This is a genomic window from Polaribacter sp. 2405UD43-2, assembly GCF_058147125.1.
The window spans coordinates 493,062-519,598 of sequence record NZ_JBYVJX010000001.1; the positions used below are offsets into that span (position 1 = coordinate 493,062).

Below are 26,537 nucleotides of genomic sequence, written 5' to 3' on the forward strand. Positions count from 1 at the left end.
TTGATTTTTTTGCGAACTGCAAAGTAACCGCTTTTTTTACAGTTTATCAAATTGTTAATTGTACAATTGTACTTATATAAAATTGTTTTGTTTCATCCAATCGTCGCTATAAATTTTATTCATATAACGTGATCCATGATCTGGAAATATTAAGACTACAAAACTATTTTCAGAAAACAATCCTTTTTCTGCATATTGCTTTGTTGCTTGCATTACTGCGCCACTTGTGTAACCAGGAAACATTCCTTCTTTTCTAACAATTTTTCTTGCTTCTAATGCAGCATCTTTATCAGATACTTTTTCAAAAACATCTATAATATCAAAATCGGTTGCAGTAGGAATTAAATTTTTACCTAATCCTTCTATTTTATAAGGAGAAACTTCATTTAAATCTAATTCTCTTGTTTCGTGATATTTTTTTAATACTGAACCTATTGCATCTACCCCAAGAATTTTAATATTTGGGTTTTGCTCTTTTAAATATTTGCCTGTACCAGAAATTGTACCTCCTGTTCCGCTAGCCACCACTAAGTGTGTGAGTTTTCCGTCTGTTTGTTCCCAGATTTCTGGACCTGTAGTTCTGTAATGAGCTTCTATATTAAGTTCGTTAAAATATTGGTTGATGTAAACAGAGTTCTTGGTTTTTTTATGAATTGTTTTTGCTACTTCATAATAAGATCTTGGGTCTTCTGGCGGAACATTTGCAGGACAAACGTGAACTTCTGCACCCATAGATTTTAATAAATCTATTTTGTCTTTAGAAGATTTATCGCTTACAGCTAAAATACATTTATAGCCTTTTACAATACTTATCATTGCCAAACTAAAACCAGTATTTCCTGATGTAGTTTCTACGATAGTAGCTCCTTTTTTTAAGATACCTTTTTTTTCTGCATCTTCTACAATATGCAAGGCTATTCTGTCTTTTGCAGAATGCCCTGGATTAAAAGCTTCGAATTTTGCGTAATAATTTCCGGGTAGATTTTTAGTAATCTTGTGCAGTTTAATTAGTGGTGTTTCTCCTACTAAATCTATAATTGAATTTGTAATTCCTAGATTTCTCGTCATTCCATTCTATCTTGGTTATCAAAAAAAACAAAGGAATATGTTTTATTTGATTTCAAGCGCAAAAATACATGTAATACTTAAATATTAAAACTGTTTTAAGTACTAATTTTAAAAGGTTAACTTATTTTCTAAAGCCAACAAAAAAGTATAATCTTTAGCGGTTTCTTTTAGTGCATCAAAACGTCCTGAAGCGCCTCCATGACCAGTTTCCATATTTGTGTGTAGCAATAAAATATTATTGTCTGTTTTTAATTCTCTTAGTTTTGCAACCCATTTTGCGGGTTCCCAATATTGTACTTGAGAATCGTGAAACCCAGTTGTAACTAACATATTAGGATAATCTTTTGCACTTACTTGATCGTAAGGAGAATAGGATTTTATATAATCATAATATTTTTTATTATTCGGATTTCCCCATTCATCATATTCGCCAGTTGTAAGCGGAATGCTATCATCTAACATTGTAGAAACAACATCTACAAAAGGTACAGCAGCTATAATACCATTGTACAATTCTGGATTCATATTTACAATTACTCCCATTAACAAACCACCAGCAGAACCACCCATTGCATATAAATGTTTGGCTGAAGTAAAATGATTATCAATTAAAAATTTTGAACAATCTATAAAATCTGTAAATGTATTTTTTTTGTTGAGCATTTTACCATCTTCATACCAATCTCGCCCTAAATATTCGCTTCCGCGGATGTGAGCCAAAGCAAAAACAAAACCTCTATCTAACAAACTTAAACGTGTTGTAGAAAAAGTATCTGGAACTGTATAGCCGTAAGAACCATAAGCATATTGCAACAAAGGCGTATTTTTATTTAAAACGGTATCTTTATGATATACCAAAGAAATAGCCACTTTTTTTCCGTCTTTAGTTGGTGCCCAAACTCGCTTGCTTTTGTAATTTGCTTTGTGAAATTTACCACCTAAAACCTCTTGTTCTTTTTTAACTTCTTTGGATTTATCATCCATATTAAAATCTATTACAGAGGCTGGAGTTGTAAAAGAATTATATGAATAACGAATAATATTGGTGTCAAATTCTGGGTTTGCGTACACGTTAGCAGAATAGGTTTCTTCATCAAAAGGTAAATAATAATCTTCTGTATTATTCCAACGTTTTATTCGAATTTTACTCAAACCATTAGTCCGTTCTTCTAATACCAAATATTCTTTAAAAATCGAAAAATCTTCTAATAAAGTATCTTTTCTGTGTGGAATTACATCTACCCAATTTTCTTTAATTGTTTTATTGATTGGGGTTTTCATCAACTTAAAATTAGTTGCTTTATCTTTATTTGTGAGTAAATAAAAATAATCTCCAAAATGCGAAATTGTATATTCTAGATTTCTTTCTCTTGGCTGAATTACAGTAAATTCTCCTGTTGGATGATCTGCCTCTAAAAACCTTGATTCTGTAGAAACTGTATTATAAGAACCAATTATAATGTATTTTTTAGATTTGGTTTTGGTTACATAGGTTCCAAAAGTTTCATCATTTTCGTGATAAATTTCTACATCTTCAGAAGTTGGAGTACCCAAAACGTGTCTACATATTTTTACGCTTCGTAAAGTTACGGGGTCTTTTTTGGTGTAAAAAATAGTTTTATTATCATTTGCCCAAACAGAACCGCCAGTAGTGTTCTCTATAATATCACTATAAATTTCATTGGTTTCTAAGTTTTTTATTCTTAAAACATATTGCCTTCTGCTTACAGTATCTGTCGCAAAAACAGCCAATTTATTGTTAGGAGAAACATTTAAACCACCCAATTGATAATAATCAAAACCTTTAGCCATTTTGTTAACATCAAACAATACTTTTTCAGCGGCATCTAAAGTTTCTTTTTTTCTACTATAAATAGGATATTGTTTCCCCAATTCATAGCGAGTTATATAATAGTATCCATTATTTTTATAAGGCACAGAAGAATCATCTTCTTTTATTCTACCTTTCATTTCATGGAATAAATCTTCCTGAAATTTTTTAGTATGCTTTGTTAGCGCATCATAATAAGTATTTTCTTCTTCTAAATAACAAATTACCTCTTTTGTTTGGTCGTCTTTTTTTTCAGCAAGTTTTTGTTCATCAGACAAACGCATCCAAAAATAGTTATCAATTCTAACATCACCGTGTTTTTTTAATTCTAAAGGTTTTTTAGCTGCAACAGGAGCTTTGGCATCAGTAAGTTTCATTATTTAGCTTTAAATGAGCGAATGCAAATGTAAGATTTAAAATGGTTGATAAAAGATTTTTTTTCTTCAATAAATGTTACTCAAATTTTTATTGAAAATAGTAATTTTGCAGAACAAATAATTTAAAAAATTAATAAATATGTTTGGAGATTTAGGCGGAATGATGAGCAAGCTAAAAGAAGCGCAACAAAAAGTTGAAGAAACAAAAACTAGACTTAATTCGGTTTTAATTGATGAAACTACTGCAGATGGAAAACTAAAAATTACAGTAACAGCAAACAGAGAAATAAAATCGATTTCTATTGATGATGCTTTACTTAATAATGCAGAAGAATTAGAAGATTACCTAATTCTTGGTTTAAATAAAGCGATAGAAAAAGCTTCTAAAATTAATGAAACTGAAATGGCTGCAGCCGCTAAAAGCGGAATACCAAACATACCAGGAATGGATATGTTTAAATAAATTTTAAGATAAATAGTATAATAATTTGTAACGATTTAGAGTTACTTTAAACAAAGATGCTTTAAGTTTTTAAAGTTTCTTTGTTTTTTTAATGAAAGCAAAAAACAAGAAAATGAATAAGAAAAAACAAAAGAAATCTATTGGAAAAAAAATCTTAAAATGGTTTTCAATTTCTTTTCTAGTTATTTTAATTACCTTAGTGTTAATACCTTATTTTTTTAAAGATAAAATTGTAGAAATGGTAACCAAAACCATTAACAATAATATAAATGCCACTGTAAGTTTTAAAGAAAGTGATTTAAGTCTTTTAAAAAGTTTTCCGTTAGCAAGTTTAACCGTTAGCAATGTTTCTGTTGCAAACAAAGCCCCTTTTGTTGGCGATACTTTATTTAGTTCAGAAAAATTAAGTTTGGATATGAAAATTACCGAGCTTTTTAAAAAGCCAGATGAAAGTATCGAAATTAAAAGTATTTCTTCTAAAAACGGAACTATTAACATCCTTTTTAATGAAAAAGAGGAAGCTAATTTTGATATTGCCTTAAAAGAAGAAACACCAACAAATACAAACAAAAACAGTTCTTTTTCTTTTAATATTAGAGAATACAGTTTAGAAAATATTGATTTTAATTATGTTGATGTCGCTTCTAAAACAAAAATGAGTCTTAAAAAAATCAATCATTCAGGAAAAGGAAATTTTGAAAAAGACATCTTTAATCTCGATACAAAATCTACAGGTTTTTTATCTTTTAATCTTGATAAAACCAACTATATAAATAATGTAAAAATTGCTTTAGATGCTGTTTTAGAAATTGATTTAAAAAAAGCTAAATATACTTTTAAAGAAAACACAGGTTATATAAATCAGTTACCTTTAGAGTTTGATGGTTTTATACAGTTAAACACTGATAATCAGTTTTATGACATTAAATTCAAAACTCCAACTTCATCCTTTAAAAACGCGTTAGCCTTATTACCAAAACAATATTCAGGCAATTTAAAAACCATTAAAACGGATGGAAATTTTGAAGTAAATGGACTCGTAAAAGGAACTTTAACAGCAACTAAAATTCCTACTTTTAATATTCAAGTGGCATCAAAAAATGCGATGTTTAAATATGCAGATTTACCCAAAGCTGTAGAAAAAATCAATATAGATTCTAAAATCATTAACAAAACAGGTTTTACAAAAGACACTTACCTATCTGTAAATGCCTTAAATTTTAAAATTGATGAAGATATTTTTACTGCCAACGGAAACATTAAAAACATAACTACAAACCCAAGCATAAATTTAAAAGCAAAAGGAATCATCAATTTAGCCAATATTGGCAAAGTGTATCCTGTAAGTTTAGAGCAAGAATTGGCAGGCGTTTTAAAAGCAGATATTGCTACAAATTTTGATATGAATGCTGTTGATAAAGGCAAATATGAGAACATAAAAAATGCTGGAAAAATTACCATTCGCAATTTTAAATATGCAGGAAAAGATGTTGCAAAACCATTTTATATCAATCAAACTGCAATTACGTTTAATCCGAATGCTATAAAACTAAATAAATTTGATGCCAAAACTGGCACATCAGATCTTTCTGTACAAGGAAATTTAAATAATTTCTATGGATTTATTTTTAAGAATGAAGTTTTAAAAGGTAATTTTATTTTAAATTCTAACAATTTTATAGTTGCCGATTTTTTAACAGAAACAAAAAATTCTGATAAAGAAAATTCAGCTGCAAAATTAAAAATACCCGCTTTTTTAGATTGCAAGTTTTCAGCAAATGCAAAAAAAGTAGTTTATGATAACATCAACTTAACCAATGTTACAGGAGATCTTTTTATTAAAAATGAAACAGTAGCTTTAAAAAACTTAAAAACGGATGTTTTTGGCGGTAAAATTGCTTTTAGTGGCAACGTTTCTACAAAAGGAACTACATCAAAATTTAATATGGATTTAGACCTAAAAGAACTAAATATTGCAGATTCTTTTGGTAATCTAGAAATGCTAAAAGCCATTGCTCCTATTGCAAAAACTATAGAAGGGAAAATAAATTCTACCATAAAAGTTGCTGGAGATTTAAATGATGATATGACCCCAAATTTAAAAACCATTTCAGGTAACTTATTGGGGCAATTATTAAACACAAAATTAAAAGCAAGCAACTCTAAAATACTTACCACCTTAGGAGAAAAAGTGAGTTTTTTAGACATTAATAAATTAAATTTAAACGAAGCCACTGGTTTATTTTCGTTTGAAAACGGACAAGTAAATGTAAAACCAATTCCGCTAAAATATAAAGACGTTGGTATAGAAATTTCTGGTAATCATAGTTTTGACCAAACAATGAAATATGATATTATTTTTGATGTTCCTGTAAAATATTTAGGCTCAGAAGTAACCAATATTATTTCTAAATTAACGCCAAAAGATGTTGCTAATATTAAAAATATTCCTGTAAAAGGAACATTAACAGGTAGTTTTTTAAATCCTAAATTTACTTCAGATATAAAAGAAGCTACATCTACTTTAGTCAAAAATTTAATAGAGCAACAAAAAAACTCTTTATTAAATCAAGGGAAAAACAAGTTAAAAGATTTACTAGGGATTAAAAAGAAAGACTCAACCCAAAAAAAAGATTCAAATAACAAAATAATAAAAGGAGTTTTAGGAGGTCTTTTTGGTAAAAAGAAAAAAGACACAACTAAAAAGAAGAATTAAAATAACTCTAAGCTAAAACTCCCATAGACATTACAATAATAAGCAGTATATATAAAGATATTGTTATAATTGCAAACACACCAATAAACTTGTAATGCGACTTTAACATTTGAAAAGATTTTGCTAAGACTTCATCGTCTTTTGTTGCTAAGGCTTTTTTCATTTTGTTAGAAAACTGCAATAAATAATACACAGGAAAAAAATAGATTATAGCTAAAACTAAATAGGTAATGGTCATAATTAGCCCTATGTTAGCAGGCATACCTGGCTGTATTTGCTGAGCCATACCAAAAATAACATTAGAAAAAATTGCCAAAATTACCATTAAACCTAACATTAAAAACCCTAAAATAGAAAGAAAAAAAGCCCATTTTGCAGTTTCTCTCAAAAAGTTTTTAGAAGCACTTGTTAGCGTTAATTGTTCTAATTGAGTAATTGGATTGTTCATAATATTTCTTCTTGTTTTTTATTTTATCAAAAATAAGCAAAAAAAAGAAGCCACAAAATCACTATTTTAAATAAGTGATTCTATGGCTTTAAAATATTTTTTTAACTCTATTTCTTGTATTCAGAAATTGTTTTAATAATTATAGAAATACAGTCTCTTAATTGTTCTTCATTCATTACCAAAGGCGGTGCAAAACGAATAATATTTCCGTGAGTTGGTTTTGCTAATAAACCATTGTCTCTTAATTGTAAACAGATGTTCCAAGCAGTATCACTATCTTCATCATCATTAATAACAATGGCATTTAATAAGCCTTTACCTCTTACAATACTTACCAAATTAGAAGTTTTAATAAATTTAGATAATTCTTCTCTAAAAATAGCTCCTAAGCGTTCTGCATTTTCAGTCAATTCTTCATCTTTTACAACAGTTAAAGCTGCCATTGCAACAGCAGCCGCAACAGGATTACCACCAAATGTACTGCCATGGTTTCCTGGTCTTATAACGTTCATAATTTCGTTATCAGCTAAGACTGCAGAAACAGGATAAACCCCTCCACTTAAAGCTTTTCCAAGAATTAAAATATCTGGTTTTACATCTTCATGATCTACTGCCAACATTCTACCAGTTCTTGCAATACCCGTCTGAACTTCATCAGCAATAAACAATACATTATACTTTTTACACAACGCTTTTGCAGCTGCTAAATATCCTTCTGAAGGAACATAAACTCCTGCTTCACCTTGAATAGGTTCCACTAAAAAACCAGCAATATTTGAAGTGCTTTCTAAAGTTTCTTCTAAAGCTTTTAAATTATCATATTCAATTTTGATAAATCCGTCTGTAAAAGGACCAAAATTTTTACGCGCAACTGGGTCGTTAGAAAACGAAACAATAGTAGTTGTACGTCCGTGAAAATTGTTTTTACAAACTATAATTTTAGCTTTGTTTGTATCAATTCCCTTTACTTCATACGCCCATTTTCTACAAACTTTTAAAGCGGTTTCTACAGCTTCTGCACCTGTATTTATGGGTAATACTTTATCAAAACCAAAGTAATTGGTAATAAATTCTTCATATTTACCAAGCATATTGTTATAAAATGCTCTCGAAGTTAATGTAAGCGTTTGCGCTTGATTGTTCATTGCTTCCACTATTTTCGGATGACAATGTCCTTGGTTTACAGATGAATAAGCTGATAAAAAATCGTAATATTTTTTACCTTCTACATCCCAAACATACACTCCTTCTCCTTTGCTTAATACAACAGGAAGTGGATGATAATTTTGCGCTCCATACTTGTTTTCTAATGCCATCGCTTCTTGCGATGAAATGTGGTCTAAAACAGCCATTTTAAATTTAAAAGTTTAATGTTTTTGCAGTTTCCAAAAACAACATTGAAAACATAAAAATGTTTTCAAAAGATTAATAAAAATTAAACTCGTAAAACGAGTAAAATAACCATTCCTTTTCTACCTTTGTCCTTTCAGTTAATACTAAAAATTCAGCGTGGGAAAGAAATCATCCCTGAAGTTGTGCAAAAATAACAAAAATAAAGTGACTTGTAACATTTTTAAGTGTCACAATAAATGTTTATATAAATAATCTATAATTTAATCAATCAAAATTTATGAAAAAAACAATACTATTACTACTATTTTTAGTTGCTTTGGTAGGATGCAAATCTTCTGCACCAGTAACTAACACAAAGCTTAACAACAAAACGGAAAGAACAATTAAAGGAGAATGGTATATTTCTTCTATTAATTATGTGGGTAAAGATTATTTAAAAGTAAAATCTTTTAATATTGAAGATTCTAAGTGTTTTGTTGGAAGTAAATGGACACTTGTTTCTAATAATAACAAAGGAAAAATGAGTTTGAATAATACAAACTCTGATTGCAAAGATTTTAGCTCTCCAATAACTTGGTATATTAATAAAGACAACGAATTTATATTAAAATTTATTAATGATTATAAAGCTAAAAATGTTAGTCAAGGTTATATTTTAAAAATAAATAATGTTACAACATCTAGCTTTGAATTGGTAGATAAAATTAACGTAGCTGGGCAAAAAAAGAATATTACATACACATTTAAAAAACAATAAAAAAAAAGGAATCAATTATGAGAAAAATAATATTTTACAGTCTTTCTATTTTGCTAATTTCAAGCAGTTTAACTTCTTGCGAAGCTACTAAAAATGCAAATAACACTCAAAAAGGAGCTGTTATTGGTACAACAGCAGGAGCTCTTTTGGGTGCAATTATTGGTAACAATGTTGGTAACAAAAATAATTCAGAATTAGGTGCGGTTATTGGTGGTGTAATTGGTGGTGTTGCAGGGGGTGTAATAGGTAAAAAGATGGACAAACAAGCTAGAGAAATTAAAGCTGCTTTACCTGGTGCAGAAGTAGAAAGAATTGGGGAAGGAATTAGACTTTCTTTAGGAGAGAATGCTGTTAGATTTAACACAAATAAATCTAGTTTAACTACTCTAGCAAAAGAAAATTTAGACAAATTAATTCCGGTATTTAAAAGTTATGAAAACACAAATATTGTAATTTTTGGTTTTACAGATAGTACAGGTAATGCTGATTATAATTTATCGCTTTCTGAAAAAAGAGCCAATGCTGTTAAAAACTATTTAAGCAAAAAAGGAATTGATAGTAAGAGATTTAAAACTAAAGGTTTGGGTGTAGAAAACCCTATTGCTTCTAATGATACTGCTGATGGAAGAAGTAAAAACAGACGAGTTGAATTTGCCATTGTTGCTAATGAAAAAATGGTTAATGAAGCTAAAAAAGAATCTGGTAATTAATAATACTTTTGTTTAATTTTATTATAAAAATCTCATTTTTAAAAAAATGAGATTTTTTTGTTTATTATTTTTTCATCGTTTAAAAGATGCATAAGTATTCTTTTTAAAAAGTTATAAAACCATAAGTTTTCCTAATTTTGCATTAGATATAGAAAAGTAAATATGCCACGTAGAGAACGCAATAAATTTGTAAAAAGAAATCAAATTTTAGAATTAAAAATAGAAGATTACGCCTTTGGCGGAAAAGGAATTGCTAGAATTCATTCTGACCAAGGTAGTTTTGTAGTATTTGTACCTAATACTTTGCCTGGTCAATTGGTTAAAGTTCAGATTAAAAAATCGAGTAAAAAATACGCAGAAGCAAAATTAATTGATGTTTTACAACCTTCTGATGATGAAGTTGAAGTTCCGTTTCAAGATATTCCGGGTGCACCTTACATTCAATTACCTATCAAATTACAACATCAATATAAAAAAGAAAGTACGTTATCACTTTTTAAAAGAATAGGGAAAGTAGAAAATATTGAAGCTTTATATGATGAATTTATCACTTCACCAAAAGTATTTCACTATAGAAACAAAATGGAATATGGTTTTTCTGCCATTGGTTACGATAGAATTACAAAAAGAGACAAAGACGAATTTACGCTAGGTTTTAAAAGACGTGGTGTTTGGTGGATGGGAGACAATCTAGAAAAAGATTCTGGTTTGTTTGATAAAGAATTAGAAGACAATCTAAAAAACATCAGAAAATATTGTTTAGAAACGGGTTTACAGCCTTGGCACGGACCCAAAAGAAAAGGTTTTTTCAGGTATTTTGTTGTCAGAAAATCGTTTAAAACTGACGAGTTATTATTCAATTTAGTAACGACTTCTTATGATTTGCCAAAGTTCGATGTAAACAAATTCGCAAACTTTTTAGTAGAATTATTTGGTAATAGAGTTGCAGGTTTGCTGCACACTATAAATGATGAAACTGGCGATAGAACCATTGCTACTTCTGGAAGCATTGATTTAGTGTATGGAAAAGATAAAATTGTTGAAGAATTGTTAGGTTTAAATTTTGAAATCAGTATGAAAAGCTTTTTTCAAACCAACCCAAAATCCGCAGAAAAACTCTATGCTAAAGTTGTTGAATATGTTTTGGAAGACAAAACAAAAGTAGATAACACTGTTGTTATGGATTTGTTTTGCGGAACAGGAACTATTGGACAAATTGTTGCTTCTAGAAGTAAAAATACAAAAATTGTGGGCGTAGATATTGTTGCTTCGGCAATTAAAGATGCTCAAAAAAATACCAAAAGAAACAATATTGAAGGTTTGGAGTTTTATGCAGCTGATGTGGGTAAGTTTTTATACCAACATCCTGAGTATAAAAACAAAATAAAGACTATTATTTTAGATCCTGCAAGAGCAGGAATTTCCCCAAAAACATTACAGAAAATCATCCATTTAAATGCAGACAGAATGGTGTATGTTTCTTGTAATCCTTCAACACAAGCTAGAGATACAGCACTGTTAAAAGAAGCTGGTTACCTTATTAAAAAAATGAGTTTGGTAGATCAATTTCCGCATACATCTCATATTGAAACAGTGGTTTTGTTTGAGAAATAAAACTTCTTTTTTAACGTTTTCTACAAAAAAGAAAAAACGTACTTTTGGTATTGAATTAAATTAGAATGAAAAGATATACTTACATTTTTTTATTGTTAGCAATTATTATAAATTTTTCCTGCGAAAAAGATGATTTCTGTTTGCAAAACCCAGTTACTCCCAAATTGGTATTGCGTTTTTACGATAATACAAACAAACAAATTACAAAAAGAGCAAAAAAGTTATCTATTTGGGCAGAAAATAAAGACACTATTTTGGCTTATAAAAGTGTAAATAAAGACAGTGTTGCAATTCCTTTAGACGCTTTAAAAAACAAAACTATTTATCATTTAAAAATGAATGATGTAGATGGAAACAAAGCAAACAATAAATTTGCAACTTTTACCATAGAATACACCCCAAAAGAAGAATATGTATCACGCTCTTGTGGATTTAGAATCATCTTTAATGATGTCAGTTTTTCAGCAAATAATTCTTGGATTAAAGGTTTTACGCCCCAAACATTAACAACCATAAACAATCAAAATGCAGCACACGTTAAAATTTATCATTAGCATTTGTTTCTTATTTGTTTTTGTTGATGGATTTTCGCAAGAACAAAAAAAGGATACTTTAATTGATGCAAAAAAAGATACTATCAGCTATAAATCTGCTTACGGATTTCGCTTAGGAATAGATATTAGCAAACCAATATTGGCACAATTTGACGGTGATTATTATGGTTATGAAATTGTAGGAGATTATAGACTCTCAAAACGTTTTTATGCTGCTGCAGAACTTGGTTTCGAAAAAGAAACTACACAAGAAGATTACACAAATTCTACTGCAAAAGGAAGCTATATTAGAATAGGATTTAACTATAATGCATACAAAAATTGGTTAGATATGAACAACGAAATCTTTATAGGATATCGTTATGGATTTAGCATTTTTGAACAAACACTTAACAGCTACACACCAAATGTAGTTACAGCAGAAACCAATACTCCACCCTATTTCCCCACAAAACCAATCACAACTCCAGTTACAGCAACTGGTTTAAACGCACATTGGTCAGAAATTGTTATTGGTTTTAGAGCAGAAGCTTTTAAAAATTTCTTTATCACTTTTAGTGGTTCTTACAAAATTTTGATGAGTGTTAAAGACCCAAAAAATTTTAAATCCTTATATGCTCCTGGGTTTAATAGGATTTTTAGTAGCGGAACTGGCTTTGGATTTAATTACACACTTACCTATTTAATTCCGTTTCAAAAAAAATAAATTTGGTTTGTTGATTTTTTACTAACTTTAGCATCCATTTTTTTAAAATCACCAAACTATGAATAAAATACCAAGTGTAAATTTAGCAGATTTTTTATCTGATGATAAAACTCGTAAACAAAAATTTATCGATGAAATTGGTCACGCGTACGAAAACATTGGTTTTGTAGCTCTAAAAGGTCATTTTTTAGACAATACATTAGTAGATAATTTATATGCAGAAATCAAAAACTTTTTTGATTTACCCACATCAACCAAAGAAAAATACGAAATACCAGGAATTGGTGGTCAAAGAGGCTATGTCTCTTTTGGAAAAGAATCTGCCAAAGGAAAAAAAGAAGGCGATTTAAAAGAGTTTTGGCATTTTGGTCAATATGTAGATAAAGACTCTAAATATGCTGATGAGTATCCAGAAAATGTAACTGTAAAAGAATTGCCAAAATTTAATGAAGTTGGCAAACAAACCTATAAAATGTTAGAAAAAACAGCGAAATATGTTTTGCGTTCTTTAGCTCTACATTTAGGTTTAGAAGAAACTTATTTTGATAATTACATTAAAAATGGAAATAGCATTTTGCGCCCAATTCATTATCCACCAATAAAAGAAGAACCCAAAGGAGCAGAAAGAGCTGCAGCTCATGGAGACATTAATTTAATTACACTCTTAATGGGCGCTCAAGGAAAAGGATTGCAAGTTCAAAATCATAATGGAGATTGGATTGATGCTATGGCAGCACCCGATGAATTAATGATTAATGTGGGAGATATGTTGTCACGTCACAGTAATAACAAGCTTAAATCTACCATCCATAGAGTTGTGAACCCACCAAAAGAATTATGGGGAACATCGCGTTATTCAATACCATTTTTTATGCATCCTGTTTCTGATATGAAATTAGATGTTTTAGAAAATTGTATTGATGAAAATAACCCAAAACAATTTGATGATATTACAGCAGGAGAATTTTTAGAGGAACGTTTAAAAGAATTAGGTTTAAAAAAATAGTAGACAGTTTGCAGTCTTCAGTTTACTGTAGCAAACTGACTGAATACTGCCACTGAATACAGCAAACTAAACAAAATGGATTTTAAAGACCAATTAAAAAATTTATTTCCTAATCATAAAGAAACTACAGAACCAATTGTAGAAAAATCGAATATTTGGCTACAAGAGGAACCAATTATTTGCAAATATGAAAAGCGAAAAGGAAAACCTATTACTATTTTAGAAGGTTATACAGGAGCAACATCAGACTTTAAAATATTAGCAAAAGAAATAAAAAAGAAATTGTCTGTTGGAGGTAGTTTTAAAGATGATAAAATAATTATTCAAGGTGATTATAGAGATAAAATAATGACAATGTTAAAAGAAAAAGGGTTTAAAGTAAAACGTGTTGGAGGTTAGTTATTAACAATCGCACAATAAATAATAACAAAAAACGTTGTTTAAAATTATGAGTTCTTCAATATTGCATATTACAAATGGAGATAGTACTACAAATTATCTAAAAAAACTTCATTTTTCTGGAGATTTTATAACTTGGAGAGAGATGTTGTGTGAAGGTAAAACTACTACTGATGTTGGTAGCGAAACGTTTTGGAAAAATAGATTTCAGTTTTTTAAATCATCCTATAAAATTAGCAAGAAAAAGTTTATTGATTTTACTCTAAAAGAATACAGAAATCTTTGTAATAAAAAAGAAAGTAAAGAAATTGTATTGTGGTTTGAATACGATTTATTTTGTCAAATTAATATGTTAGCAGTTCTCAGTTGGCTAAAAACTTACAGAAAAGGATATCATATTTCTTTGGTTTGTAGTGGTAAAATAAAAGGTTCTGAAAAGTTAAAAAGTTTATCAGAATTAACAGAAAGTCAAATTCATCAACATTATAAAAACAGAATAGATTTAAGTGTAGATGATATAGAATATGCAGATTATATTTGGCAATTGTACTGTTCTGAGAGTCCATTACGTTTAGAAACTGTATACAAATACAACTCAAAGTCTCCTTTTCAGTATTTAGTTTCTGCAATAGAAGCCCATTTAGTAAGATTCCCTTCTATAAGTAATGGTTTAAATAAAATTGAAAATACTATTTTAAAAACGGCAAATAATTATACTTTAACTTCTAAAAATCAACTAATTGTAAAATTATTAAAAGACCAAGAAAATTATGGTTTTGGAGATTTACAGTATGAACATAAAATAGAGCAACTTCAAAAGTTATTTACTTCCTTTAACCCTGTAAAACTATCTAGAAAAGGTAAAAAAGTTTTAGAAAATCAAATGAATTTTTATCGTGAACTTCGCAATGAAAATTCGTATCTTGGTGGAGCAAAAAAATATAGTTTTTTATTTAATAATCAATCAGAAAAACTATTAAAAATTACATCTTAAAATGTCTATAAAACAATCTGAACTCATCTTAAATCCTGATGGAAGTGTATACCATTTAAATTTAAGACCAGAACATATTGCCAATGATATAATTTTTGTTGGCGATCAAGATAGAGTTGATAAAATCTCTAAACACTTTGATACTATTGAGTTTACAACTCAAAAAAGAGAATTTAAAACCACAACAGGTACTTATAAAAACAAACGTTTTTCTGTAATGTCTACAGGTATTGGACCCGATAATATTGACATTGTTTTAAACGAATTAGACGCACTTGTTAATATCGATTTAGAAACAAGGCAACCCAAAGAGAACTTAACCTCTTTAAATATTGTAAGAATTGGTACGTCTGGTTCTTTACAAGCAGATATTCCTGTAGATTCTTTTGTGGTAAGTTCGCACGGATTAGATTTAAATGGATTGCTTCACTCCTATCAAATTGACGGAATTACAAATGTTGATATTGAAAATGCTTTTGTAAAACACACCCATTGGAGTTCAAAAAAAGCATATCCTATCATTATTTCTAACAATAAAGAATTAGAAAACAAACTTTCTTCAGATAAAACTTTTACTGGAATTACAGCAACAGCTGGCGGTTTTTATGGTCCGCAAGGAAGAATTTTACGTTTAGCATTGCAAGACCATAATTTAAATCATAAAATTGATAGTTTTAATTTTAATGGATACAGAATAACCAATTTAGAAATGGAAACTTCTGCTATTTACGGATTATCAAAATTATTAGGACACAAAACCTGTTCTATAAATGCAATTATTGCCAATAGAGCTAATGGAACTTTTAGTGAAAACCCTGGTAAAGCCGTGGCAAATTTAATTATTTATGCTTTAAATAAATTAGTAGCCTAAATGACCAACTTAAAAGTTGGTGGCGTTCCTGAGCATTTTAATTACCCTTGGTACATCACCTTAAAGAACAAAGAATACACTAAAAAAGGTATTAATTTACGTTGGACAGATTATCCTGGCGGAACAGGACAAATGTGCAAAGCTTTAAGAGAAGGTGCTGTTGATATTGCTATTGTGTTAACTGAAGGAATTATTAAAGATATTGCAGCTGGCAATCCCTCTAAAATTGTGCAAACTTTTGTTAAAAGTCCACTTATTTGGGGAATTCACGTGGGTGCAAAATCAAAATTTAAAAATAGTAAAGATTTAGAACACGCCACAATTGCAATTAGCAGATTTGGTTCTGGTTCTCATTTAATGGCAATTGTAAACGCATATAACCAAGGTTGGGATATTTCTAAGCAAAAATTTAAAGTGGTTGGTAATTTACAAGGCGGAATTGATGCACTTACAAACGGTGCTGCAGATTATTTTATGTGGGAACATTTTACAACAAAACCGTTGGTAGATAATGGTACTTTTAGAAGAATTGACAACTGCCCTACTCCTTGGCCTTGTTTTGTTGTAGCTGTTAGAAATGAAGTTTTAGAAGATAATTTTGAAGAAGTAAAAAAAGTTTTAGACATTATAAATGCTGAAACAAAAGACTTTAAAAAGATTGATAATATTGATAAAATTTTAGCTAAAAGATATGAGCAGCAACTAGAAGACATTCAGAAATGGTTAAAAATTACAGAATGGAATGCTGGCAAACCCATCACAAAAAATTTAATTACCCGCATACAAAATAAAATGCTCAACTTTAACGTTATTCAAAGGAAGAAAAGTTCGGGAATGTTTATAAAAAATATGTACATTTAACGCATAAAACCCTTTAAAATGAAAAAAGTAGTATTTATTGCAATTTGTGTTTTAGGAATTCTTTGTTTATCTTCTTGTAGAAGTACGTCTAAATCTTGTGGTTTAGCGAATAATTCAACAACTATTCAAACAACAATACAACAAGCAGATTTAACTTAAAAATCAGTTTGTTTCTTAATTTTAAATTCAATGAATCCGCTTTTATCGGATTTTTTCTTGTACTGAATTTATTTCAGTACGTTTTAAAAACTACCAGTTAATTTCTTTTTTATGTATCGATTTTAAAAAACTATTTGTTTTAGAAAAATGCTGATTACCAAACCAATAGCCCCTATTTGCACTCAAAGGAGATGGATGTCCTGATTCTAAAATATAATGCTTTTTTTTATCAATTAATTTAGATTTCTTTTTTGCAAAGCCTCCCCAAAGTAAAAAAACTATATGCTCTTTTTGGCTAGAAATTTGTTGAATCACTTCATCAGTAAAAATTTCCCATCCTTTTTTTTGATGGCTTCCAGCTTGGTGAGCTCTTACTGTTAAAGTTGCATTTAATAACAAAACACCTTGTTTTGCCCATCTTTCTAAATTTCCACTTTGTGGATATTTTTTATTTAAATCTGTAGAAATTTCTTTAAAAATATTCATTAATGAAGGCGGATGTGCAATGTTATCTTTTACCGAAAAACACAAACCATTTGCTTGATTTGGTCCGTGATAAGGATCTTGCCCAATAATAACCACTTTTAAATCGTTAAAAGAGCAAAAATCAAATGCTGCAAAAATATCTTTTCCTTTTGGATAACAAATGTTTGTCTGATATTCGTTTCTTACAAATTCAGCTAAGCTTTTAAAATATTCTTTTTCAAACTCTTGTTGTAAAATAATTTTCCAACTATCAGCTATTTTTACTTGCATTGTTTCTTATTTTTGTTGATGATTTTAGACCTTAGAGGTTTTAAAAAACTCAGAAATCTATACAAAAACAAAATTACAACTTTGAATACTAATATTTCCGATAAAACATTACAAGATTTAGAATTTACAACTGTTTTACAACAAGTTGCAGAATATTGTATTTCTGATTTGGGCAAACAAAGTGTTTTAGAAATTCAGCCAATTATAAACAAAAAAACACTTTTTAAAGAGTTATACTTAGTAAACGAATATGTTTCGTCTTTTGAAAGCGAAAATAGAATACCAAATCACGGGTTTGATAATATATCAGAAAGTATAAAGCGTTTGGCAATAGAAAACAGTTTTATAGAAACAGACGCTTTTTTAAAGATTGCTACAACTTCACTCACTGTAAATGAATTGATTAAGTTTTTTAAAAAATTTAAGATTCAATTTACAACTTTTTTTGAGCTTTCTCAACAAATAGAATTCACAACTTATATTAATGATGAAATAAAGAAAATTATTGATATTTCTGGCGAAGTAAAAAACAATGCTTCACCCGTTTTAAAACAAATTAGAAAAGATATCAACCACGTTCGTGGTAAAATAGGTGCAAGTTTTTCATCTGCATTATCTAAAGCAATTGCTGCAGGTTATTTAGATGACATTAAAGAAACAGTTATAGATAATCAGCGAGTTTTGGCGGTTTCTGCTATGCATAGAAAAAAAGTTTCAGGTAGTTTATTAGGCGCATCAAAATCTGGTAATATTGTTTATATAGCTCCGCAAGCAACACTTTCTTATGCAAGAGAATATCAGAACTTAATTTATGATGAAAAGCAAGAAATCGTAAAAATTTTGCGCGATTTATCTGCAACAATTCGTCCATCAGTTTATCTTTTAGAAGCCTATTTAGCTTTTTTAATTCATCTAGATGCTATTGGTGCAAAAGCAAAATATGCTCAAGAAATGAATGCTATTTTACCTAAAATAACCAAAGAAAAAAAGATTTTTTTTAAAAACGCATACCATCCCATTTTATGGAAAAAAAATAAACAGCAAAAATTAAAAACGGTTTCTCAAACTTTAGAATTAAACCATAAACAGCAAATTATTGTTATTTCTGGACCCAATGCAGGTGGAAAAAGTATTACCTTAAAAACCATTGGTTTATTGCAAATTATGCTACAAAGTGGTATTTTAATTCCTGTTGATGAACGCAGTCAAACATATATATTTGATAGGGTATTAACTGATATTGGAGACAACCAATCTATTGAAAATCAGTTAAGTACATATAGTTATCGTTTAAAAAATATGCGTTATTTTTTACGAAAATGTAATAAAAATACGTTGTTTTTAATTGATGAATTTGGCACGGGTTCTGACCCTGAATTAGGAGGTGCTTTAGCAGAAATATTTTTAGAAGAATTTTACAACAAAAAAGCATTCGGAATTATTACCACCCACTACTCTAACCTTAAAGTTTTAGCCAACGAATTAGAGAATGTTACCAATGCCAATATGCAATTTGATGAGCGTTCTTTAGAACCTTTGTATAGATTGTTCATTGGGCAAGCAGGTAGTTCTTTTACTTTTGAAGTTGCGCAAAAAAACGGAATTCCATTTAGCTTAATTAACAAGGCAAAAAAACGTGTTGAAACCGAAAAAGTGCGTTTAGATAAAACAATTTCTAAATTGCAAAAAGAGCGAAATAGATTGCAAAAAAACTCAGATAATTTAGAAAAGCAAAAATCAAAAGGGCAAGAACATTTAGAAAGTTTACAAGAAAAAGAAAGTAAAATTCAAGCAAAATTAGCAGGTTTTCAAGAATTGTATGACCAAAATCAGAAGATGCTTTCTTTGGGTAGAAAAACCAATGAACTTTTAAACAAATACTTTCAAACGAATAATAAAAAGGAACTGAACATTAATTTTAATAAATGGGTTGCAGATGAAAAAGTAAAACACATTAAGAAAAACCCTGTAAAACCTAAAACAAAAGCTCAAAAACAAAAAGCAAAAGTTGCCGTAAAACAACAACAAGAAGTTATTAAAAAAGTAGAAAAAGAAGTTTTAAAAAAAGTTGTAGAAGTTCGTAAAGAAAAGAAAATAGAAGCGGCAAAAATGGCAAAAGCCAAAGCAAATTATGTTTATAAAATTAATGACAGAGTTAGAATTATAGACTCTAATTCTGTGGGTACAATTGATAAAATTGATAAAAAAAGTGTCACAATTAACTACGGAATCTTCACTACAAAAACTTCTGTAGAGAAACTAGAATTGGTTGAAAAAGCTAAAAATTAATGCTGATTTTCTATTTACACAGTTTAAAGTTTTAAAAAAGGTAAATCTTCAGAAATGATATTTATACAAAGTTTTGGACAGTGTAATTTTTTATGATGATTTTCCAAAAACATCATCTTTTATTTTGGGTAATTGTAAGTGAAACTTTACAGCAATTACTCTAATAACAACAATTACAGTAGCAGAAATTACAAAAACGATATTTTCTAATAAGTTAAAATGATTTAAAAGTAAATAAGTAATTCCACCTGCTAAACAAGCAGAAGCGTATATCTCTTTTTCAAAAATTAATGGAACTTTATTGGTTAAAACATCACGTAAAACGCCACCAAAAACTGCAGAAATAACGCCCATAATTAAGGCCATTATTGGATGCAAATTAAAAGTAAGTCCTTTTTGTAAACCTAACAAAGTAAAAACACCTAGGCCAACAGTATCAAACAAAAACATAGTTTTACTTAATGGTAAAATTTTACTTTTAAATAAAAAAGTAAGTACTACTGCTATGAGAATTGTATATAAATAATTTAAATCTCCAATCCAATTTATGGGATGTGCATCAATTAAAACATCGCGCAACATTCCGCCACCAACAGCAGTTACAAATGCAATAATTATGACACCAAATAAATCGAACTTTTTATCCGAAGCAACTAAAGCACCACTAATAGCAAAAGCAAAAGTTCCTAAAATATCTAAAACATAAATCAGTTCCATTTTACACAGTAACTTCTGTAAATTTTATATTTAATTCTTTTTGAATTTGATGCACTTTCTCAATTTCTGATGGCAAAATAAATGCAATTGAAGTTCCTGTTTTTCCTGCTCTTGCAGTTCTACCACTTCTATGAGTATAGTATTCTAATTTTTCTGGGAGTTGATGATGAACTACAAATTCTAAACCACTAACATCTATTCCGCGAGCAGAAACATCTGTAGAAATTAAATATTGCAAAGATTCATTTTTAAAAGCACGCATTACTTTATCGCGTTCTTTTTGTTGCATATCTCCTTCTAAAGCTGCCGTAGAAAACCCTTCTTCAATTAATTGTTTTGCTAAATTTTGGGCTCCTGCTTTAGTTCTACAAAATATAATACCTCTATGCGCTTGTCTTTTTTCTAAAAAAGTAACAATATCATTCGTTTTTTCTTTTAGAGTTGTTCTTGCAAATTGATGTCTGATATTTGCATTTACCAAAGAATTTCTGTTGATTTCAATTCTTGGCGCATTAGCATCCATATAAGTTTTTACAATACGCTTAATTTCATCTGGCATTGTTGCCGAAAATAACCACGTTTTTCTATCAGATTTTGTGGTAAACTTTAAGATTCTATTCAAATCTTGTTTAAAACCCATACTCAACATTTCATCAGCTTCGTCTAAAACTACCGTTTTTACGTGACTGATATCTACAGAACCTCTTTCAATTAAATCGATTAATCTACCTGGAGTTGCAACCACAATATGTGTGGTTCTTTTTAAATTATTAATTTGTCTATCAATTTTTTCGCCTCCAAAAACAACTTCCACAAAAATTCTTTCATCTACATATTTTGTAAACTTGAATAATTGTTTTTTAATTTGCTGTACTAATTCTCTTGTTGGTGATAAAATTAACGCTTGAATATTGTCTGATTTTGCATCAATTTGATGTAAAACAGGCAAACCAAAAGCCGCTGTTTTACCAGTACCTGTTTGCGCCAAACCAATAAAATCGGTTTTAGCATTTAATAAAACAGGAATCGTTTTTTCTTGAATTTCTGTAGGTATAGAAATACCCAGTTCTTTGATAGATTTTATATAATCTTTGCGTATTCCTAAGGATGAAAATGTTGACATTTTGTATCTTAATTTTTTGCAAAGATAGTTTATAATGACACGAATTGCACAGATTTATACGAATTTGATTAGGGCAAAATCACACTTTTTTAAAAAAGAAATATAATACAAACTTTAGCCACGAATTCACGAATTTATAGATGACTATTCAATAATAATTTTGCTAATTATAAAAGTATGATTCTGCCCTGCTAATTTGATTTTCAATAAAATATTATTAACGCTAAGTGTTTAAAAGGTTTTTTAATTTATTCTTAAATTTATTTTTATGAGAACTAGAAACAAGTTAAAGTTGACGTTAATTGTTTGAATGAAAAATGAATACTAAGTAAAACTAATTGTGATTTTGTGGTAACAATACTTTTAAAACATTTTCTCTAATTCTAGTTGGTTTCAATGTTTTTGCATCTAACATAACCCAAGTTGTTTTTGCTTTCACTAACAAAACATCATTTTTAAAGAACTCCATAAAACGAACAGAAGTTATTCCTTTGGTTTCTCCTACCCAAGTTTTTACGGTTATTTCATCTTCTAAACCTGCCTGTTTTAAATAATCAATTTCGTGCCTAATTACTACCCAAATATATTGTGGCAAAGGGTTATCTTTAGTTAAATGATTCCAATGTATGGTTGCAATTTTATCCATCCATTTAATATAAACTAAGTTATTGATGTGTTGTAAACTGTCTATATCTTCGGATGAAACTTTTATTTTTAATTCAAAAATTGAGGTCATTAAATTAAAGATTCTCCATTTAAATTAGTGGTTAAAATATTGCTAAATAAATTAAAAAACGGACGTAAAGCTTTGTAAGATTCATCAACTTTATCAATAAAATCATCAGCTAAAACCTCTTTATCTGTAAAGTTTTTAACGGCAATAAATCCTTTTTTACGCAATAAATCTATAGCTGGATGTTCTTTATCAAAACCTCTTGGTGCCGTTTTTAGTTCTCCAAAACTTTCAAACTTGCCTCCAAAATGTTTTTTGTAGTTTTTTTCTTCTAAAATTTCATAAATTTCAGAAGCATCTTGTTCTATTTCTTTTCTAATTCTAAATAAATCTTCTTTGTTAGGTTCCCAAAAACCACCCGCTAAAAAGGATTCTCCTGGTCTAATTCTTAAAAAATAACCGCCTCTTAATTCCTTGCCTAATCTAGAAAAAGAATTTGCAAAATGAGCTTTATAAGGAGTTTTGTCTTTAGAAAAACGCACATCTCTATAAATTCGCATCATTTTAGATTTTTCTATTTCATCATGTGCTTGTAATTTATTGTTAATTGCGGCAAAAACGGCTTTGGCATTCTGTTGCGCTTTTGTATAAGTGGGTTTGTTGTCTGCAAACCAATCTCTATTATTATTTTTTTGTAAGTCTTTTAAGAACTGAAAACTACTTTTTTCGAATTGCATTTTGATGAGTTTTAAAATTTCAATTTACAAAATAATTGCTAAATATTTTGACACGAATTTAGTTATTATTCTAACAAGCTGAATGATAATTCTTTAAATTTGAAAAACTGAAATGCATCAAAAAATAAAAAATACGCAAAAAAGATATGAAGGCTTTTTACAGACAAATTGTTTGTGGAAAGATAATGCTGTTTTTGACTTAAATCAATTTAAAATTGAAATTATTTCATCAAAAATTGATATTGAAATTGATGATAAATTGCGTTTGGGAAAATATATTGAGCGTTTGGTTTTTTTTCAATTAGAGCAACATAGCAAGATTAAAATTTTATGCGAAAATGTTCAAATTCAGCAAGATAAAAGAACTTTAGGTGAACTAGATTGTATCATTAAAAAAGACAATAAAATGATTCATTTAGAAATTATTTATAAGTTTTACTTGTATGATTCATCTTTTGGAAAAACTGAAATTGAACATTTTATTGGCCCCAACAGAAAAGATTCTTTACTAGAAAAATTAACCAAACTCAAAGAAAAACAACTGCCACTTCTCTACGCTAATGAATGTTCTGAATATTTAAAAACCATCTACTTAACATCAGAAGAAATCGAACAACAAGTTTACTTTAAAGCGCTATTATTTGTTCCGTTTTCAGAAAAAAATATCAGCTTTAAACAATTAAATTCTGATTGTATTGTTGGGTTTTACATCAACATAAAAGAGTTACATCTGTTTAAAAATGCTAAATTTTATATCCCCAATAAAAAAGACTGGATTGTTATTCCGCATAAAAATGTAAACTGGTTAAATTTTGATGAATTTAAAGAATTATCAAATGCGTTTTTAGAAAGAAAGTTTGCTCCACTTTGTTGGTTAAAAAAACCAAATGGAGAGATTCAAAAAATATTTTTGGTTTGGTGGTAAAAAAAAGGAACTCAAATTTGAGTTCCTTTTTTTTTTACTCATCATCTTTAGATGCTTTTTTATTCTCTTTATTCCAGACTTTAATTTTATCATCTTTACCAACTCCAGAAACTATTTCAACATTTATTCCATCAGAAACACCTAGTTTAACATCTTTCTTTTCGTAAGTGCCTTCTTCTTTGTTGGTTAAAACTTCTACATAAGGTTTTTTTGTTTCTTTATCAAATTGTAACAAAGCTTCTCTTATGGCAAAAATACTATCTTTCTTTTCTATAATAATTGATGCATTTGCGCTATAACCTGCACGTACCATTTGCTTAACGCTATCAATTTTTATATCTCCTTTTACTTTAAATTGAATAGCGCCGCTTTCTTCTACTCCTTTTGGTGCAATAAAATTTAATTTTGCCGGAAATTTTTCATCTTCAATAGCGCCCACAGTAATATCTAAATTCATACCCAACTTAAGTTTACCTACTTCAGCTTCATCAACTTTTCCTTCGAAAATCATTTTTTTCATATCTGCAATTGTTGCAATAGTAGTACCCGCATTAAAGTTGTTTGCCTGTATTACTTGATATCCTTTTTTTACAGGAATTTCTACAACCATACCAGAAGCTGTGGCTCTAATATTTGTATTGGCACCACCAGAACCAGAAGAACCTTTTTTTATGATTTGATAATCGTTTTGCGCATTTTGTAAATCGTTTTTAGCTTGATTGTAAGATAACTCTATAGCTTCATAAGCAGATCTAGCAATTACACCTTTTTCAAACAAGGTTTTATTTCTAAGATATTGATTTTTAGTATTGTTTAATCTAATTTTTACAGAGTTAATTCTACCTTTTGCACTTTGCAAAGATTGCTCATTAGGTACTACTTTAACAGTAGCAATTAAATCTCCTGTCTTTACAATGGCTCCTTCTTCTAAATACACTTTATCTATAATACCCGATATTTGTGGCTTAATTTCTACTTCTTCTAACGGAATCACTTTTCCTGTTGCCACTACTTTATTAACAATATTCATCTTTTTTAGCTGCTCAGTTTTGTATTTTTTAGCGGGCTTGCTATTTGATTTATTAACTTTTATAACAGCTATTACAACTGCAATTGCTAATATTGCTAATCCTATGTAAATTAAATTTTTTTTCATTTTTATGTTTGATTAATTTATTCTTCTCTTAAAGCTTCTATAGGTTTTATTTTTGTGGCTCTTTTTGCTGGGATTAATCCTACTAACAAACTTAATGCTAGCATTAATATAAAAGACCCTATTAATTGTGTAAAACTAACTGTTGGGTTTACAAAAGGGAAATCTGAACCACTAAACTTTACATCTAAAATATGTAAAATACCTATTGATATAACAAAACCTAATAGCCCAGAAAAAACTGTTAATGCTATGGCTTCAAATATTATTTGAGTTTTTATAATTTTTGGTGTTGCGCCTAAAGCACGTCTAATTCCGATTTCTTTAGTACGTTCTTTTACGGTAATTAATAAAATATTACTAATAGCAATTACGCCCGCTAGCAAAGTAAAGATTCCTATAAAAAAAGAAAAACTTTGTAAAACAGTTGTAAATGCAGATATACCTTTAAAAACATCCGATAAATTAAAAGAGCCAATTGCTCTTGTGTCTTTTGGATGTATATTGTGCTTTTCTTTTAATAGTTTTTTTATTTTATTTAATACAGGAGCCACAGCATACTCAGGTTTTATATTAATTGCCATCCACCCCACTTTATTGCCGCTATTAAAAGCTTTTTGAAAAGTTGTAAACGGAATAAATACCGAGTTTTGACCATCAAAATTAACTCCTTTCGTTTTTTTATAAACACCCACTACTTGAAAATAAATACTATTAATTCTAATATATTCTCCTATTGGATTTTCTTCTTTTTTAAATAATAGTTTATAGGTTTCATCGCCAATCACACAAACTTTTCTTCTATTATTTATATCATCTTGATTTAAAAAACGTCCTTCTTCTAAATTCTTTTTTGATATTTTGTCTATAGATGGAAAATCACCAAAAACAGTTGAACCACTTGTAAGACCATTTCTTGTTACGGTAGAAACCCCTCTAAAATTACCTAATTGAATTCTAGGAGAAAGAACATCTATTTCTTTAATTTGACTTTCTATGAGTTCTATATCATCAAAAGTATATTGAATTCTTCTACCACGTTCAAATCCTTTATAAGGTTTTCCTGTTCTTTGTCCCCAAACAAACATACTATTTGTTGCTGTTCCTGTAAATAGTTTATCAAAGCCATTTTTCATTCCAGTAGTAGCTCCTAACAATAGTATTAATATTACCATTGCAAACAACACCCCTAATGTTGTTAATGCTGTGCGTAACATATTTTTAGTTAAAGTACTATATACTTCTGCCCATAAGTCTCTATCAAAAAATCTTTTCAT

26 protein-coding genes are annotated in these 26,537 nt (G+C 29.0%); 15 read left to right on the forward strand and 11 right to left on the reverse strand.

The features are described from left to right. Positions 1-72 precede the first annotated feature (72 nt). Both capA and ACY2RX_RS02475 read right to left on the reverse strand, forming a co-directional pair. Positions 73-1,068 carry a cysteate synthase gene (capA, locus tag ACY2RX_RS02470; RefSeq protein ID WP_490102365.1) on the reverse strand — a complete coding sequence of 332 codons (996 nt, stop codon included), beginning with the start codon at positions 1,066-1,068 and terminating at the stop codon, positions 73-75. Between the two features lie 108 nt (positions 1,069-1,176). Further along, positions 1,177-3,276, reverse strand: coding sequence for a S9 family peptidase (locus ACY2RX_RS02475; protein WP_490102366.1), 2,100 nt, complete (start codon positions 3,274-3,276; stop codon positions 1,177-1,179). A 139-nt stretch (positions 3,277-3,415) separates the two neighbouring features. On the opposite strand from ACY2RX_RS02475, the gene ACY2RX_RS02480 reads away from it, so the two are divergent. Beyond that, positions 3,416-3,739 carry a YbaB/EbfC family nucleoid-associated protein gene (locus tag ACY2RX_RS02480; RefSeq protein WP_490102367.1) on the forward strand — a complete coding sequence of 108 codons (324 nt, stop codon included), beginning with the start codon at positions 3,416-3,418 and terminating at the stop codon, positions 3,737-3,739. Positions 3,740-3,851: 112 nt separating this feature from the next. Further along, on the forward strand, positions 3,852-6,455 hold the full coding sequence (locus tag ACY2RX_RS02485; RefSeq protein ID WP_490102368.1) for an AsmA family protein: 2,604 nt from the start codon (positions 3,852-3,854) through the stop codon (positions 6,453-6,455). A gap of 7 nt (positions 6,456-6,462) precedes the next feature. Here the strand turns inward: ACY2RX_RS02485 and ACY2RX_RS02490 are convergent, their stop codons facing one another. Both ACY2RX_RS02490 and rocD read right to left on the reverse strand, forming a co-directional pair. Continuing rightward, positions 6,463-6,903 carry a DUF5362 family protein gene (locus ACY2RX_RS02490; RefSeq protein WP_490102369.1) on the reverse strand — a complete coding sequence of 147 codons (441 nt, stop codon included), beginning with the start codon at positions 6,901-6,903 and terminating at the stop codon, positions 6,463-6,465. 107 nt (positions 6,904-7,010) lie between these two features. Beyond that, positions 7,011-8,255: an ornithine--oxo-acid transaminase gene (gene rocD / locus ACY2RX_RS02495; protein WP_490102370.1), complete on the reverse strand. Its 1,245-nt coding sequence runs from the start codon at positions 8,253-8,255 to the stop codon at positions 7,011-7,013. A 278-nt stretch (positions 8,256-8,533) separates the two neighbouring features. Here rocD and ACY2RX_RS02500 point away from each other — a divergent pair, with 278 nt between their 5' ends. The 11 genes from ACY2RX_RS02500 (at position 8,534) to ACY2RX_RS02550 (ending at position 16,887) form a co-directional block, all read left to right on the forward strand. Then, entirely contained in the window at positions 8,534-9,013 is a 480-nt protein-coding gene (locus ACY2RX_RS02500) for a lipocalin family protein (RefSeq protein ID WP_490102371.1), read from the forward strand. 17 nt (positions 9,014-9,030) lie between these two features. After that, entirely contained in the window at positions 9,031-9,723 is a 693-nt protein-coding gene (locus ACY2RX_RS02505; RefSeq protein ID WP_490102372.1) for a YiaD family glycine zipper/OmpA-like lipoprotein, read from the forward strand. A 162-nt stretch (positions 9,724-9,885) separates the two neighbouring features. Next, positions 9,886-11,337 carry a 23S rRNA (uracil(1939)-C(5))-methyltransferase RlmD gene (gene rlmD, locus ACY2RX_RS02510; RefSeq protein WP_490102373.1) on the forward strand — a complete coding sequence of 484 codons (1,452 nt, stop codon included), beginning with the start codon at positions 9,886-9,888 and terminating at the stop codon, positions 11,335-11,337. A 65-nt stretch (positions 11,338-11,402) separates the two neighbouring features. After that, a complete protein-coding gene (locus tag ACY2RX_RS02515; RefSeq protein ID WP_490102374.1) occupies positions 11,403-11,891 on the forward strand; it encodes a DUF6452 family protein in 489 nt (162 codons plus the stop codon). After that, positions 11,863-12,597, forward strand: a complete 735-nt coding sequence (locus ACY2RX_RS02520) for a DUF6048 family protein (protein WP_490102375.1) — start codon at positions 11,863-11,865, stop codon at positions 12,595-12,597. Before ACY2RX_RS02515 ends, ACY2RX_RS02520 begins: the two co-directional genes overlap by 29 nt. Before the next feature lie 58 nt (positions 12,598-12,655). After that, a complete protein-coding gene (locus tag ACY2RX_RS02525) occupies positions 12,656-13,603 on the forward strand; it encodes an isopenicillin N synthase family dioxygenase (protein WP_490102376.1) in 948 nt (315 codons plus the stop codon). A 75-nt stretch (positions 13,604-13,678) separates the two neighbouring features. Further along, positions 13,679-14,002: a translation initiation factor gene (locus tag ACY2RX_RS02530; protein ID WP_490102377.1), complete on the forward strand. Its 324-nt coding sequence runs from the start codon at positions 13,679-13,681 to the stop codon at positions 14,000-14,002. Between the two features lie 49 nt (positions 14,003-14,051). After that, complete coding sequence (locus tag ACY2RX_RS02535; protein ID WP_490102378.1) at positions 14,052-14,996, forward strand: DUF1835 domain-containing protein; 945 nt, start codon at positions 14,052-14,054, stop codon at positions 14,994-14,996. A gap of 1 nt (position 14,997) precedes the next feature. Next, positions 14,998-15,867 (forward strand): nucleoside phosphorylase, encoded by an 870-nt coding sequence (locus ACY2RX_RS02540; protein WP_490102379.1) that lies wholly within the window; start codon positions 14,998-15,000, stop codon positions 15,865-15,867. Beyond that, complete coding sequence (locus tag ACY2RX_RS02545) at positions 15,868-16,728, forward strand: substrate-binding domain-containing protein (RefSeq protein ID WP_490102380.1); 861 nt, start codon at positions 15,868-15,870, stop codon at positions 16,726-16,728. It abuts the gene before it with no gap. Positions 16,729-16,746: 18 nt separating this feature from the next. After that, a complete protein-coding gene (locus ACY2RX_RS02550; protein WP_490102381.1) occupies positions 16,747-16,887 on the forward strand; it encodes a hypothetical protein in 141 nt (46 codons plus the stop codon). 90 nt (positions 16,888-16,977) lie between these two features. Here the strand turns inward: ACY2RX_RS02550 and ACY2RX_RS02555 are convergent, their stop codons facing one another. Next, positions 16,978-17,643 (reverse strand): uracil-DNA glycosylase, encoded by a 666-nt coding sequence (locus ACY2RX_RS02555; protein WP_490102382.1) that lies wholly within the window; start codon positions 17,641-17,643, stop codon positions 16,978-16,980. An 81-nt stretch (positions 17,644-17,724) separates the two neighbouring features. On the opposite strand from ACY2RX_RS02555, the gene ACY2RX_RS02560 reads away from it, so the two are divergent. After that, positions 17,725-19,932 (forward strand): endonuclease MutS2, encoded by a 2,208-nt coding sequence (locus tag ACY2RX_RS02560; RefSeq protein ID WP_490102383.1) that lies wholly within the window; start codon positions 17,725-17,727, stop codon positions 19,930-19,932. A 90-nt stretch (positions 19,933-20,022) separates the two neighbouring features. Here the strand turns inward: ACY2RX_RS02560 and ACY2RX_RS02565 are convergent, their stop codons facing one another. The 4 genes from ACY2RX_RS02565 to ACY2RX_RS02580 form a co-directional block, all read right to left on the reverse strand. Beyond that, complete coding sequence (locus tag ACY2RX_RS02565; RefSeq protein WP_490102384.1) at positions 20,023-20,649, reverse strand: trimeric intracellular cation channel family protein; 627 nt, start codon at positions 20,647-20,649, stop codon at positions 20,023-20,025. A gap of 1 nt (position 20,650) precedes the next feature. Continuing rightward, complete coding sequence (locus tag ACY2RX_RS02570) at positions 20,651-21,772, reverse strand: DEAD/DEAH box helicase (RefSeq protein ID WP_490102385.1); 1,122 nt, start codon at positions 21,770-21,772, stop codon at positions 20,651-20,653. Positions 21,773-22,106: 334 nt separating this feature from the next. Beyond that, on the reverse strand, positions 22,107-22,508 hold the full coding sequence (locus tag ACY2RX_RS02575) for an acyl-CoA thioesterase (RefSeq protein WP_490102386.1): 402 nt from the start codon (positions 22,506-22,508) through the stop codon (positions 22,107-22,109). Next, the gene (locus ACY2RX_RS02580; RefSeq protein WP_490102387.1) at positions 22,508-23,182 is read right to left on the reverse strand and encodes a DUF2461 domain-containing protein; all 675 of its coding nucleotides are present in this window, start codon (positions 23,180-23,182) and stop codon (positions 22,508-22,510) included. Before ACY2RX_RS02580 ends, ACY2RX_RS02575 begins: the two co-directional genes overlap by 1 nt. A gap of 112 nt (positions 23,183-23,294) precedes the next feature. Here ACY2RX_RS02580 and ACY2RX_RS02585 point away from each other — a divergent pair, with 112 nt between their 5' ends. Further along, positions 23,295-24,107 carry a DUF1853 family protein gene (locus tag ACY2RX_RS02585; protein WP_490102388.1) on the forward strand — a complete coding sequence of 271 codons (813 nt, stop codon included), beginning with the start codon at positions 23,295-23,297 and terminating at the stop codon, positions 24,105-24,107. 34 nt (positions 24,108-24,141) lie between these two features. On the opposite strand, the gene ACY2RX_RS02590 is transcribed toward ACY2RX_RS02585, so the two are convergent. Continuing rightward, entirely contained in the window at positions 24,142-25,263 is a 1,122-nt protein-coding gene (locus ACY2RX_RS02590) for an efflux RND transporter periplasmic adaptor subunit (protein WP_490102389.1), read from the reverse strand. 17 nt (positions 25,264-25,280) lie between these two features. Beyond that, positions 25,281-26,537 carry an ABC transporter permease gene (locus ACY2RX_RS02595; protein WP_490102390.1) on the reverse strand — a complete coding sequence of 419 codons (1,257 nt, stop codon included), beginning with the start codon at positions 26,535-26,537 and terminating at the stop codon, positions 25,281-25,283.

Coding starts and splice junctions, on each gene's coding strand:
- ACY2RX_RS02540 (WP_490102379.1), top strand. CDS start 14,998: ATGTCTATAAAACAATCTGAACTCATCTTAAATCCTGATGGAAGTGTA.
- ACY2RX_RS02580 (WP_490102387.1), bottom strand. CDS start 23,182: ATGCAATTCGAAAAAAGTAGTTTTCAGTTCTTAAAAGACTTACAAAAA.
- ACY2RX_RS02535 (WP_490102378.1), top strand. CDS start 14,052: ATGAGTTCTTCAATATTGCATATTACAAATGGAGATAGTACTACAAAT.
- ACY2RX_RS02550 (WP_490102381.1), top strand. CDS start 16,747: ATGAAAAAAGTAGTATTTATTGCAATTTGTGTTTTAGGAATTCTTTGT.
- ACY2RX_RS02530 (WP_490102377.1), top strand. CDS start 13,679: ATGGATTTTAAAGACCAATTAAAAAATTTATTTCCTAATCATAAAGAA.
- ACY2RX_RS02570 (WP_490102385.1), bottom strand. CDS start 21,772: ATGTCAACATTTTCATCCTTAGGAATACGCAAAGATTATATAAAATCT.
- ACY2RX_RS02595 (WP_490102390.1), bottom strand. CDS start 26,537: ATGAAAAGATTTTTTGATAGAGACTTATGGGCAGAAGTATATAGTACT.
- ACY2RX_RS02490 (WP_490102369.1), bottom strand. CDS start 6,903: ATGAACAATCCAATTACTCAATTAGAACAATTAACGCTAACAAGTGCT.
- ACY2RX_RS02525 (WP_490102376.1), top strand. CDS start 12,656: ATGAATAAAATACCAAGTGTAAATTTAGCAGATTTTTTATCTGATGAT.
- capA (WP_490102365.1), bottom strand. CDS start 1,068: ATGACGAGAAATCTAGGAATTACAAATTCAATTATAGATTTAGTAGGA.
- ACY2RX_RS02485 (WP_490102368.1), top strand. CDS start 3,852: ATGAATAAGAAAAAACAAAAGAAATCTATTGGAAAAAAAATCTTAAAA.
- ACY2RX_RS02545 (WP_490102380.1), top strand. CDS start 15,868: ATGACCAACTTAAAAGTTGGTGGCGTTCCTGAGCATTTTAATTACCCT.
- ACY2RX_RS02480 (WP_490102367.1), top strand. CDS start 3,416: ATGTTTGGAGATTTAGGCGGAATGATGAGCAAGCTAAAAGAAGCGCAA.
- ACY2RX_RS02565 (WP_490102384.1), bottom strand. CDS start 20,649: ATGGAACTGATTTATGTTTTAGATATTTTAGGAACTTTTGCTTTTGCT.
- ACY2RX_RS02585 (WP_490102388.1), top strand. CDS start 23,295: ATGCATCAAAAAATAAAAAATACGCAAAAAAGATATGAAGGCTTTTTA.
- ACY2RX_RS02505 (WP_490102372.1), top strand. CDS start 9,031: ATGAGAAAAATAATATTTTACAGTCTTTCTATTTTGCTAATTTCAAGC.
- ACY2RX_RS02515 (WP_490102374.1), top strand. CDS start 11,403: ATGAAAAGATATACTTACATTTTTTTATTGTTAGCAATTATTATAAAT.
- rlmD (WP_490102373.1), top strand. CDS start 9,886: ATGCCACGTAGAGAACGCAATAAATTTGTAAAAAGAAATCAAATTTTA.
- ACY2RX_RS02500 (WP_490102371.1), top strand. CDS start 8,534: ATGAAAAAAACAATACTATTACTACTATTTTTAGTTGCTTTGGTAGGA.
- ACY2RX_RS02555 (WP_490102382.1), bottom strand. CDS start 17,643: ATGCAAGTAAAAATAGCTGATAGTTGGAAAATTATTTTACAACAAGAG.
- ACY2RX_RS02475 (WP_490102366.1), bottom strand. CDS start 3,276: ATGAAACTTACTGATGCCAAAGCTCCTGTTGCAGCTAAAAAACCTTTA.
- ACY2RX_RS02590 (WP_490102389.1), bottom strand. CDS start 25,263: ATGAAAAAAAATTTAATTTACATAGGATTAGCAATATTAGCAATTGCA.
- ACY2RX_RS02575 (WP_490102386.1), bottom strand. CDS start 22,508: ATGACCTCAATTTTTGAATTAAAAATAAAAGTTTCATCCGAAGATATA.
- rocD (WP_490102370.1), bottom strand. CDS start 8,255: ATGGCTGTTTTAGACCACATTTCATCGCAAGAAGCGATGGCATTAGAA.
- ACY2RX_RS02520 (WP_490102375.1), top strand. CDS start 11,863: ATGCAGCACACGTTAAAATTTATCATTAGCATTTGTTTCTTATTTGTT.